Source organism: Novosphingobium sp. (assembly GCF_019748365.1).
GTDB lineage: Bacteria > Pseudomonadota > Alphaproteobacteria > Sphingomonadales > Sphingomonadaceae > Novosphingobium.
Genome location: NZ_JAIEPN010000207.1, coordinates 16,363 through 27,269, shown reverse-complemented (window position 1 = coordinate 27,269; position 10,907 = coordinate 16,363). Strand labels below are relative to the sequence as shown.

Annotated in this window: 10 protein-coding genes; 6 read left to right on the top strand and 4 right to left on the bottom strand. The window is 65.7% G+C overall.

Annotated elements, in window-relative coordinates:
• Together K5Q19_RS21880 and map are read right to left on the bottom strand one after the other, a co-directional pair.
• The coding region (locus tag K5Q19_RS21880; RefSeq protein ID WP_292949681.1) for a P-II family nitrogen regulator at positions 1–143 on the bottom strand (143 nt) is incomplete at its 3' end.
• Positions 144–430: 287 nt separating this feature from the next.
• A complete protein-coding gene (gene map, locus K5Q19_RS21875) occupies positions 431–1,264 on the bottom strand; it encodes a type I methionyl aminopeptidase (RefSeq protein WP_292949678.1) in 834 nt (277 codons plus the stop codon).
• Between the two features lie 118 nt (positions 1,265–1,382).
• On the opposite strand from map, the gene K5Q19_RS21870 reads away from it, so the two are divergent.
• The 6 genes from K5Q19_RS21870 to K5Q19_RS21845 all read left to right on the top strand — a co-directional run bounded on the left by K5Q19_RS21870 (position 1,383) and on the right by K5Q19_RS21845 (position 6,829).
• On the top strand, positions 1,383–2,795 hold the full coding sequence (locus tag K5Q19_RS21870; protein WP_292949676.1) for a leucyl aminopeptidase family protein: 1,413 nt from the start codon (positions 1,383–1,385) through the stop codon (positions 2,793–2,795).
• Positions 2,792–3,196, top strand: a complete 405-nt coding sequence (locus tag K5Q19_RS21865; protein WP_292949673.1) for an SH3 domain-containing protein — start codon at positions 2,792–2,794, stop codon at positions 3,194–3,196. Before K5Q19_RS21870 ends, K5Q19_RS21865 begins: the two co-directional genes overlap by 4 nt.
• On the top strand, positions 3,193–4,116 hold the full coding sequence (gene argC, locus K5Q19_RS21860; protein ID WP_292949669.1) for an N-acetyl-gamma-glutamyl-phosphate reductase: 924 nt from the start codon (positions 3,193–3,195) through the stop codon (positions 4,114–4,116). Before K5Q19_RS21865 ends, argC begins: the two co-directional genes overlap by 4 nt.
• Positions 4,113–4,256: a hypothetical protein gene (locus K5Q19_RS21855; RefSeq protein WP_292949666.1), complete on the top strand. Its 144-nt coding sequence runs from the start codon at positions 4,113–4,115 to the stop codon at positions 4,254–4,256. Before argC ends, K5Q19_RS21855 begins: the two co-directional genes overlap by 4 nt.
• 187 nt (positions 4,257–4,443) lie before the next feature.
• Positions 4,444–4,938, top strand: a complete 495-nt coding sequence (locus tag K5Q19_RS21850; RefSeq protein WP_292949663.1) for a DUF427 domain-containing protein — start codon at positions 4,444–4,446, stop codon at positions 4,936–4,938.
• A gap of 223 nt (positions 4,939–5,161) precedes the next feature.
• Positions 5,162–6,829 carry a formate--tetrahydrofolate ligase gene (locus K5Q19_RS21845; RefSeq protein WP_292949660.1) on the top strand — a complete coding sequence of 556 codons (1,668 nt, stop codon included), beginning with the start codon at positions 5,162–5,164 and terminating at the stop codon, positions 6,827–6,829.
• 140 nt (positions 6,830–6,969) lie between these two features.
• On the opposite strand, the gene K5Q19_RS21840 is transcribed toward K5Q19_RS21845, so the two are convergent.
• Both K5Q19_RS21840 and K5Q19_RS21835 read right to left on the bottom strand, forming a co-directional pair.
• Positions 6,970–8,316: an ectonucleotide pyrophosphatase/phosphodiesterase gene (locus tag K5Q19_RS21840; RefSeq protein ID WP_292949657.1), complete on the bottom strand. Its 1,347-nt coding sequence runs from the start codon at positions 8,314–8,316 to the stop codon at positions 6,970–6,972.
• Positions 8,316–10,631, bottom strand: coding sequence for a TonB-dependent receptor (locus K5Q19_RS21835; protein WP_292949655.1), 2,316 nt, complete (start codon positions 10,629–10,631; stop codon positions 8,316–8,318). The genes K5Q19_RS21840 and K5Q19_RS21835 overlap by 1 nt, the downstream gene beginning before the upstream one ends.
• Between the last annotated feature and the right edge of the window lie 276 nt (positions 10,632–10,907).

The following is a 10,907-nucleotide window of genomic DNA, read 5'->3' as shown; positions in this document are numbered from 1 at the left end:
CCGCGATAGAGTTCGGTATGGCCCTTCTGCCGGCCGAAGCCCTTGGCTTCGGTGACGGTGATGCCGGAAACGCCGATCTCGTGGAGCGCTTCCTTCACCTCGTCCAGCTTGAAGGGCTTGATGATCGCTTCGACCTTTTTCACTCGATCATTCCCTGCAGGCAGACCGGTTCCAGGCCCTGAGGCCCTGACCGGCGGTGTTGGTATTCGTACGGAGCCCGATACCGGACAATCTATCCAAGAATCGTGCCACGCGCGTCGGGCCCATCACTAGGACAGGAATGGGGCGTGCGGAAGCCGGAAAACGGCCGCTCCGGCAAGAATGCAAGGTTGGCGCGCACGCATGCATTGCGCAAGTTGCGCGGAAAAGACGGTTTGGTGCACAAGATTTGCGCAAGTGCTGCCTGATTTTTGGGCAGGACGGCGCAGGCTCAGCCCCCGTAAGGCGGCTGATGCAGCCCCGCCGGGCTCAGTGTGAAGATCTCGCAGCCCGTTTCGGTCACGCCGATCGAATGCTCGAACTGCGCGGAAAGCGAGCGGTCGCGCGTCACAGCCGTCCAGCCGTCGTCGAGCAGCTTCACCCCGGCCTTGCCGAGATTGATCATCGGTTCGATCGTGAAGAACATGCCTGGGCGCAGTTCCGGCCCGGTGCCCTTGTGCGCCGCGTGGATCACTTCGGGCGCATCGTGGAACAGGCGGCCGAGGCCGTGTCCGCAGAATTCGCGCACCACGCCGTAGCGGTGGCGCTCGGCATGGGCCTGGATCGCTGCGCCGATATCGCCGAGCCGCGCGCCGGGGCGGACTTGCTCGATACCGATCATCAGGCATTCGTACGTCACATCGACCAGCCGCTTCGCCTTCAAGGGTACATCGCCGACGAGGTACATGCGGCTGGAATCGCCGTGCCAGCCATCGAGCAGCGGGGTCACGTCGATATTGACGATATCGCCATCACGCAGAATGCGGCTTTCCGAAGGGATGCCGTGGCACACCACGTGGTTGATCGAGACGCAGCACGAATGCGTATAGCCGCGGTAGCCGAGTGTGGCGGGGACAGCGCCGCCATCGAGCGTCATCTGCCGCACGACATCGTCGATCGCGGCGGTGCTGACGCCGGGCTGCACCATCGGCACCAGCGCATCGAGGATTTCGGCGGCAAGGCGCCCGGCCTTGCGCATGCCTTCGAAGCCCGCAGGCCCATGCAGCTTGATCGTGCCGTCACGCGGCATCACATCGGTTTCGTCGGCGATCACATAGTCGGTCATGGAGGCCATGTAGCGACTTCCTGCCGGAATTGCGAGATCGCAAGGGCCCACCCGTGTTGCACCCCATGCAGTTTCCTCTCGCACTCGCCGCCAAGCTGCGGCAACACTCCAAGGCACGATGACCCAGCTTGATGCACTGATCCAGCCCGACCGTGGCCAGAAGGCCATTCCGCTTCACCTGATCGACAAGACCGGCCTGCCCGGATGGCTTGCGGGCCTCACCGCGGCGCAGCGGGCGGTGCTCGCCGGGCAGGGCTTCGAGGGCGGTGCGGGCGAAACTGCGATTGTCCCCGATGCGGCGGGCGCTGGCGAGGGTTGGTTCGCAGTGGCGGGCGTTGCCGATCCGGCGAAGCTTTCCAGCTGGTGCCTCGCTCCGCTGGCCGACCGGCTGCCTGCGGGCACGTACCGGCTTGCGAGCCCGGGCGCAGAAGGCCCCGCACTGATCGGCTGGCGCCTCGCCCAGTACCGCTTCGATCGCTATCGCAGCGAGCCATCCGACAAAGGCGCGCGGCTGCTGCTGACGCACGCGCTGGGCGCGATGAACGCGGCGCTGGCCGAAGCGGACGCGGTCATCCGGGTGCGCGATCTGGTCAATACGCCGGCCGAGGACATGGGGCCCGCGCAGCTTGAGGCGGAAGCGCGGGCGCTGGCGAAGGCGCACCATGCGGTGATCCATGTCGTATCGGGCGACGGCCTGGAGCGCGATTATCCGATGGTCCATGCGGTGGGCCGCGCGGCGGCGCGCAGCCATGCGCCGCGGCTGATCGAGATCGAGTGGGGCGATCCGGCGCACCCGCGCCTCGCGATTGTCGGCAAGGGCGTCTGCTTCGATTCCGGCGGGCTCGACATGAAGCCGAGTTCGGCGATGGCGCTGATGAAGAAGGACATGGGCGGTGCGGCGCATGCCTTGGCGCTCGCAGGGCTGGTGATGGGCGCGGGGCTGCCGGTGCGGCTGCACGTGCTGGTGCCGGCCGTGGAGAACGCGGTTTCGGGCAATGCCTTCCGCCCGGGCGATGTGCTGCGCTCGCGCGCGGGGCTTTCGGTGGAGATCACCAATACCGATGCCGAAGGGCGGCTGGTGCTCGGCGATGCACTGGTGCGCGCCTGCGAGACCCGGCCCGAACTGCTGATCGACTTCGCCACGCTGACAGGCGCGGCGCGCGTGGCGCTGGGGCCGGATTTGCCCGCAATGTTCGCCCGCAGCGACGAGACGGCGGCCGGTCTGCTGGCAGCGGGCCTCGAGCGCGATGATCCCTGCTGGCGCCTGCCGCTCCACGATGGCTACCGTGAAATGCTGAAGTCCGACGTGGCAGACCTGCAGAACAGCCCCTCGGGCGGGTTCGCCGGAGCGACCATCGCGGCGCTGTTCCTCGACCGGTTCGTGGCCGAAGGCGTTGATTGGGCGCACTTCGATACCTTCGCCTGGCGCCCCGCCGCCAAGCCCGGCCGGCCCAAGGGCGGCGAGGCATTGGGCCTGCGCGCGGCATGGGGGCTGATCCAGTCCCGCTTTGGCAAAGAGCGCAATCCTTGAACCTTGAGCCCGATGCCTATAAGCGCCCGGCTTTCCTGTTTGCCGGAAAGCCTGACGTGACCGATCTGATCCTGCCCACTCTCAAGACGTCGCATGCGCTGACGGGCCCTGCGCCCAAGGTCGATGCCCACGCGCATACTCGCGCGGTGCGGGGCGATCTGGCGCATGTGCGCTATGCCGGGCAGGTCTTCGTCTCGCACTATGCGGTACCGATGCCGCGCACGGTGGGCGCTGCCGGGGCGAGCTTGCACACGGCGGGCCGCGAGGATGCCGAGGTGATCGGCACGCTGGCGGCGGGCGAGACGTTCAACCTGCTCGACAAGGCGGGCGGTTGGGGCTGGGGGCAGCAGGGCGAGGACGGCCTTGTCGGCTATCTGCCGCTGACGGCGCTGGAGCCGTGACCACGCGCGTTTTCATCGACGGCGCCGCGGGCACCACCGGGCTCGAGATTGCCGACCGGCTGGCGGGCCGCCGCGAGTTCAGCCTGATCGCGCTGAGCGATGCCGAGCGCAAGGATGCAAAGGCCCGCGCCGAAGCGCTCAATGCGGCGGATGTCGCGATCCTGTGCCTGCCGGATGATGCCGCGCGCGAGGCGGTCTCGCTGATTGCCAATGACAAGACCCGCGTGATCGATGCCTCGACTGCGCACCGCGTGGCGCCGGGCTGGACTTATGGTTTCCCGGAGATCGTGGGCTTTGACGCCGTGGCGCAGGCCAAGCGGGTTTCCAATCCCGGCTGCTATCCCACCGGCTTCCTCGGCTTGCTTGTGCCGCTGCTGCGAGCGGGGTTGCTGCCTGCGGACTGGCCCTACACGGTCAATGCCGTCTCGGGCTATTCGGGCGGCGGCAAGGCGCTGATCGCGCGGTTCGAGGACGATACCGACATTGCCTTCCGCGCCTATGGCCTTGGCCTTGGGCACAAGCACGTGGCGGAGATGCAGGGCCATGCCGGGCTGACCCACGCGCCGATCTTCGCGCCCGCGGTGGTCCCAGCGCATCGCGGCATGGTGGTGGAAGTGCCCGTGCCGCTGGCCGCCATCCCCGGCGCGGCGGCACCCGATGCGCTGCGCGAGGCGCTGAAGGCGTTCTACGAAGGCAGCCCGCTGGTGCGCGTGCTGGATGGCGTTCCTGACGAACTCCTGCTGCGCCGCTCCGACGCCCCGCGCGACGGGCTCGACTTGTATGTCTTCGGCAGCAAGGATGGCCGCCAAGCGCGCCTCGTTGCGCTGCTCGACAACCTCGGCAAGGGCGCGAGCGGGGCTGCGGTGCAGAGCCTCAACCTGATGAGCGGTTTGCCCGAGACGGCGGGCCTGCGCCTTTGATTGGCTTCATCGAGTTTTTCAATTGGTTCTATGGCATTGATTTGTGGCCGATCATCTCGCTGATCGTGTTAGCCTCATTGTTTGTCGTCATTTTGGGGGTCGGCGCGCTGGTCTGGGATCGCTGGTTTCGCCGGGATTGAAGTCCTGACGGCGCTTTTGCAGCGCTCGGCCTGCGCCTCTAAAGACACCTTGTTCCCCAACGACCGTTCGTGTCGAGCGAAGTCGAGACACCATTCGCCGCGTCTGGTGTCTCGACTTCGCTCGACACGAACGGGGGTGGGATTGTTGCAAGGAACAGAGCAAGGAACAGAGCAAGGAACAGAGATCGTGTGGCCCAACCCTGATCCCGTCCGTCCCGGCCAGGAAAGCGTCTGGGACTATCCCCGCCCCGCCGTCGCGCGGGCCTGCAGCGCGCATGTGGTGATCGAGCATCGCGGGCAGATCATCGCCGATACCCGCCGCAGTGTGCAGACGCTCGAGACCAGCCATCCGCCGAGCTATTACATCCACCCCGAGGATATCGCGCCGGGCGCGCTGCGTCGGGCTTCCGGCTCCTCGCTGTGCGAATGGAAAGGCGCGGCGGCTTACTGGGATGTTGTCGTCGATGGCGAGGTGCTGCAGCAGGTCGGCTGGAGTTATCCGAAGCCCACGCCGAAGTTCGCCATGCTGGCCGGCTTCATCGCGTTCTATGCCGCGCCATTCGATCGGTGCAGTGTCGATGGCGAGACGGTGATTCCGCAGGCAGGCGGGTTCTATGGCGGCTGGATCACCAGCAAGGTGGCTGGCCCCTTCAAGGGCGGACCCGGCAGCAGAGGCTGGTAAGCGGGGCGCCACGAATGCCAAGATGATCAGGATTGCGGCGATCAGTCTGAGAGCCTGATCCTTGAACGGATTGGGTAATTCGAAAAACCATATCAATTGGTATGAATATCTCATCCGCTGTACTGAAATCGTACCATCTGGGATGATCCTTGTTTCTGCAAAGCTTCGGATGAAGTGGGGCAAGGACGCTTGCCCTGCGCCTTATCATAAGTAAAAAGACTGGATGCCATCCGACATCGAGATATCGCGCGCGGCGACGCTCCAGCCCATCCTCCAGATCGCCGAGCGCGCGGGTATCCCTGCCGCCGCAGTCGAGCCTTATGGCCACTACAAGGCCAAGCTCGATCTGGCGCTGCTGGAAGCCGAGGCCGGGAAGGCGCCGGGCAAGCTGATCCTCGTCACCGCGATCAACCCGACCCCGGCGGGCGAGGGCAAGACGACGACCTCGGTCGGCCTTGCCGATGCGCTAAACCGGATCGGCAAGCGCACCATGCTGGCTTTGCGCGAACCCTCGCTCGGCCCCTGCTTCGGCACCAAGGGCGGCGCGACCGGGGGCGGCTATGCGCAAGTCGTGCCGATGGAGGACATCAACCTCCACTTCACCGGCGATTTCCACGCGATTACCAGCGCGCACAATCTGCTCGCCGCAATGATCGACAACCATATCTACTGGGGCAATGCGCTCGATCTCGATGTGCGGCGGATCGTCTGGCGCCGCGTGCTCGATATCAACGACCGCGCGCTGCGCGATATTGCGCAAGGGCTGGGCGGGCGCGCCAACGGTTTCCCGCGCGAATCCGGGTTCGATATCACCGTTGCCTCCGAAGTCATGGCGATCCTGTGCCTCGCCGAAGACCTTGCGGACCTTGAGGCGCGGCTTGGCCGGATCGTGGTGGGCTATACCCGCAAGGGCCGCCCCGTCACCGCGCGTGAGCTCAAGGCCGATGGCGCGATGGCCGTGCTGCTGGCGCAGGCGATCAAGCCCAATCTGGTGCAGACATTGGAAGGCAACCCCGCGCTCGTCCACGGCGGGCCGTTTGCCAATATCGCGCATGGCTGCAATTCGGTGCGGGCGACGCGTGCGGGGCTGGCGCTGGCGGACTATGTGGTGACCGAGGCGGGCTTCGGCGCGGATCTGGGCGCGGAAAAGTTCTTCGATATCAAGTGCCGTCAGGCGGGCCTCAAGCCGGCGGCGGCGGTGATCGTCGCTACCGTGCGCGCGCTCAAGATGAACGGCGGCGTGGCCAAGAATGCGCTTGCGCCCGAGGATGTCGAGGCGGTGCGGCGGGGCGGGGTGAACCTCGTGCGGCATATCGAGAACGTGCGCCAGTTCGGCGTGCCGGCGGTCGTCGCCATCAACCGCTTCCCCACCGACAGCGACGCGGAAATCGCTGAAGTGCAGGCCATCGCCGCCGCGCATGGTTCGCAGGCATTTGTCTGCACGCACTGGGCCGAAGGCGGCGCCGGCGCGGTCGGGCTGGCCGAGCGAGTGGTCGAACTGGCCGAAGCGTCCTCGCAGTTCGCGCCGCTCTATGACGATGCGCTGCCGCTGTTCGACAAGATCAACACCATCGCCACCCGTATCTACCGCGCCGAGTGCGCCATTGCCGACCCGGCGGTGCGTGCGCAGCTGGCCACGTGGGAAGAGCAGGGCCACGGCGCGCTGCCGGTCTGCATCGCCAAGACGCAGTATGGCTTTACCACCGATCCTGCCGCGCTGGGCGCACCGACCGGGCATGTGATCCCGGTGCGCGAGGTGCGGCTTTCGGCGGGGGCTGGCTTTGTCGTCGCGATCTGCGGCGAGATCATGACCATGCCCGGCCTGCCGCAAGTGCCGGCGGCCGAGCGCATCCACATCAATCCCGAAGGCCGGATCGAAGGACTGTTCTAGGGGATTTTCCGCTTTCGCGGAAGGCGGCACCGGCCCGCTCCCCCGCCCGGCCACCCACGAGAGTATCCTGAATGGGTGGCCGGGCGGGGGAGCGGGCCGGTGCCGCCCTGTTTCAGCCAGGCTGAAACAGAAAGGACTCCCTATTTCCCGAAGCTGATCGCCGGCATTTCCGCATCGGGCAGCGTGCCGCCCATCAGCTTGGCCAGCGTCGGCGCGATCGAACGCATGTCGACTTCGCCCAGCGAGCGGCCTGCAGGAATTCCCGGGCCCATGATCATGAAGGTCGAGCGCATTTCGGGCGCGGCGGGGAAATAGCCATGCATGCCCTTGACCGGGGAGGGGAACGCCAGCGGCAGGCTGCCATTGACGAACGGCCCGGCCACCGCGCCGATCTTGAGGTTCACGTAGAAGCTGGCCTCGGGATTGGCGCCTGCCTTCGCGATTTCCGGGCCTTCGATCACGCGCGCGATCCTGGCAGCGGGATCGGCGGCCAGCTTGTCGAGCACGGCCTTGACCTTGGCTTTCAGCGCCGCATCGTCAGGCCGCGCGAGGCGGATCGCGAAGGAGCCGCCCGAACCCCATGGTGTCGCATCGGCGGACGTGATCTTGCCGTCCGGCCCCAGCGTGACGAGGCCGGCGTCGATGAACGGGCGGTAGAGGTTGATCACGGTATCGACCGGGGCGAACCCGTGGTCGCTCACCAGCGCGATCACCGCATCCGGATGCGCCTTCGTCTCCGCTGCGATCAGGTCGCCGACATAATTGTCGATCTGCTCCAGCGCCGCTTTCGCTTGCGGTGAGCCTGGGCCGCTTTCGTGTTCGATATGGTCGAGCGCGGAGAAGTAGACTGTCAGGAAGCCGGGCCGACGCGTCATGATCAGACCCTCGGCGAAAGAGCTGCGGATCCGGTCGCCCGTCAGATCCTCGGACTTGCCGTCGGCATAAGGCATGCCGGTCTCGCTCTCGAGATCCTCGACCAGACCCGGCGTGGCCAGCGCCTTGACCAGCTTGCGGTCGTCCTCATGGCCGGTGCGCCAGATCTGGGGCAGGTTCCACGTCACGTTCTTCGCCGCGACGGAGACCGGCCAGTGCACATTGCCGGTGGAGAGCCCGGCATCGTGCGCCACATCCCACAAGGTGCGGGCCTTGTTGTCTTCGGCATACCAGAACCAGCCGCCCTGGTTGATCTGCAGCGGATCGTAGGTCGTGTTGTTGACAATGCCGTGCACGGCGGGCGGAACGCCAGTCATCAGCGTGGTGTGGCTGGGATAGGTTACCGAGGGCAGCACGCCGACAACGCCGGTGGCATAGGCGCCATCCTCGACAAAGCGGCGCAGATTGGACACCTGAAGGCCGCGCGCTTCGGCCTCCAGAACATCGGCGGGCCGCAGCCCGTCGATGGAAATCAGCAAAACGGGAGCGGCGCGCGCTTCCCCTGCCAGCGATGCTGCGAACAGAGCGACAGCGAGAGGAAGCGCGCGGCGCATCAGAAGCCCACCTTCACGGTTGCGAAGACCTGGCGCGGGGCACCGGCGAGCAGCGTCTGGTTGTCGCCGCTGTTGCCGAAGCCGTTCGAGCCGATCGTGGCGACATAGCTCTTGTCGAACAGGTTGGTCGCGTTGACCTGCAGCTCCACCGGCTTCCTCATGCCCAGATCGAACCGGTAGCCGATCGTCGCATCGACGAGCGCGCGGCCGGGGACCGACTGGTCGTTGGTGTAGGTGAAGTAACGCTTCGACATGTAGTCAACCCCGACGCGGCCGTAGAGCGGGCCTTGATCGTACGAAACTTCGCCGTGCACAAGGTGCTTGGGGCTGTCGGTCACCGTCTTGCCCGCAGTGGGGATCGTGGTGACGGTGCCGTTGGCGCGGATGACGACGTCGTCGCGGTAGGTGTTGTCGTTGTAGCTGTAGGACGCCAGCACCGACCAGCCGCGGCCGAGGCGCAGTTCGCCGCTGGCCTCGATGCCCGCCGAGCGGACGCCGCCCACGTTCTGCAGCGCATTGGCGGCGCCGACGATGCCCACCGAGGTCGGGATCGCCAGCAGACGGTTGCGGAAGTTGACAAGGTAGGCCGCCAGCACGCCGTGGAAGATGCCGCTGTTGTAGCGCACGCCCGCCTCATACGTGTCCGACTGCTCGGGCTTGAGGAGGGGCTTGATCGCGTCGAACCCGGCCTGGCTCGAGGAGAACGGACCCGCCGTGGTGGCCGAGGCGAACGCGCGCGTCACTTGCGTGAAGCCCGCGAAGGCCTCGATCTCGGGGGTGAAGCGATAGCTTATGCCCGCATGCGGCTGGAACCAGTCCTTCGTCGAAAGATCGCCCTGGGTGCGCCCGCCAGCCACGATCGGCCGCGCGTGGTTGTTCACCTGGAAGCCCTTCCAGCCGAGGCTGATCTTGGCATCGCCCAGCTTGATTTCGTCCTCGACGTAATACTGGAACGTCTTGGTGTTGAAGTCGATGTCCCACTGCGTGAAGAACGGATCGCGCTGGAACTTCAGGTGGTCGCGGCCCGGATTGGTGCGGCTGGTATAGGCATAGAAGCGCCGCGCCTGATTGAAATCGTTGTTTTCGTACCACGCGCCCACGGTGATGTTGTTCAGGCCGAGATCGGCGTTGAGGCTGCCGAACAGGCCCTTGCGGTTGATGTCATACTCGGTGGTGCGCAGTGCCATCGGCACGCCCGTGGGGCTGTTGACATAGGGCGAACCCCAGGTGCCCTGGCCTTCGTTCTTGTGGAGGTAGGTCTTGATCTTGAAGGTCACGTTCGGTGCGAGCGGGGCGGTCAGGCCGATCGCAGCGAGCGTATCGCGGCGCAGACCCGAAGCGTCGTAATAGGCGTCGTCCGCCGTCCTGATCGGGGTGGGATAGACCGTGCCTGCCGCAGGATTGAGCGGGGTGGTGCCAGTCTCGCCGCGGTTGGCGGCAATGTCGGCGACCTGAACGGCGAGCGCATACCTGCCCGGGCCGAAATTGTCCCAATTGTAGCCCAGGCGATTGATCTGATCGAGGCTGAGGTCCTGATAGTCCTGCTCGGCACGGTCTGAATAGTTGAAGTAGCCGTCGAGCGTTACGGCGCCCAGCGGCAGCACGCCCTTGGCGTTGATGTTGAGCTGGCGCTGCTTGCCATCACCCTTCCACTTGTCGGTGGTGAGATAGGCGACCGAGGCGTAGGCGCGCGCGCCGCTCTCGGTGCCGATCCCGCCGCGCAGGAACCCGCGCCAGGTGTTGTTCGAGCCATAGGTGCCGCTGGCATCGAGGCCGAGCGCGTTCTTCGGATCGAGCGAGCTGAAGTTCAGTGTGCCGCCGAGGTTGTTGGTCGACTGCGTGTCGATTGCGCCCGACCCTTGCGAAACCGCGGTCAGACCAATGTTCTCGGGCGTGATCGCGCGGCTGATGTGAAGGCCGTTGTAGTTGCCGTAGGACATGTCGCCCAGCGGGATGCCGTCGAGGTTGAAGCCCAGCTGGTTCTGGTTGAAGCCGCGGATCGTGATGCGGGTCGACCATTCATAGGTGCCGAAGGCATCAGCCGACTGGAAGTTGACCGAAGGCAGCTTCTGGATCGCGCGCAGCGGGCTGGTGCCGGCGACCTGTATGGCGAGATCGGCGCCCGAAAGTTCCTGGACCTGGCGGGTCTTGCCGGTGCCGTAGACGACGATGGCTTCGGCATCGCCAGCGTCCGCAGGAGCGGTGGCATCGGTGGCGGCAGCAGTCGGCGCGGCCTGCGGTTCGGGCGCCGCGAGAGCGGGGCTGGTGGCGGCGGCGAATGCCGTCGTTGCGAGCAGTACGGTAACAAGGCGCATAGTTATCTCCCTCATGAGCCCTTGGTGTGCTGCGGCCGCTAAGGGGGTTGTGTGACACTTTTATAGTTATATTTGTGAATGTTATGTCATATTTAGGTGTGACTTTAGTGCAACGCGGCATAAAATCCACATTGGATTTATATTCGCAGATGAGCTGCGGCGAAGCGATTTTCCGGCGCGGTAGGGCGCGGTGGGAAACGCCAGAATTCAGCATGCGTTCAGCCAGCCGCAGGCCTCATCCTTCAGCACACCGAGGCTCCCCGCACGCAGTTCTCG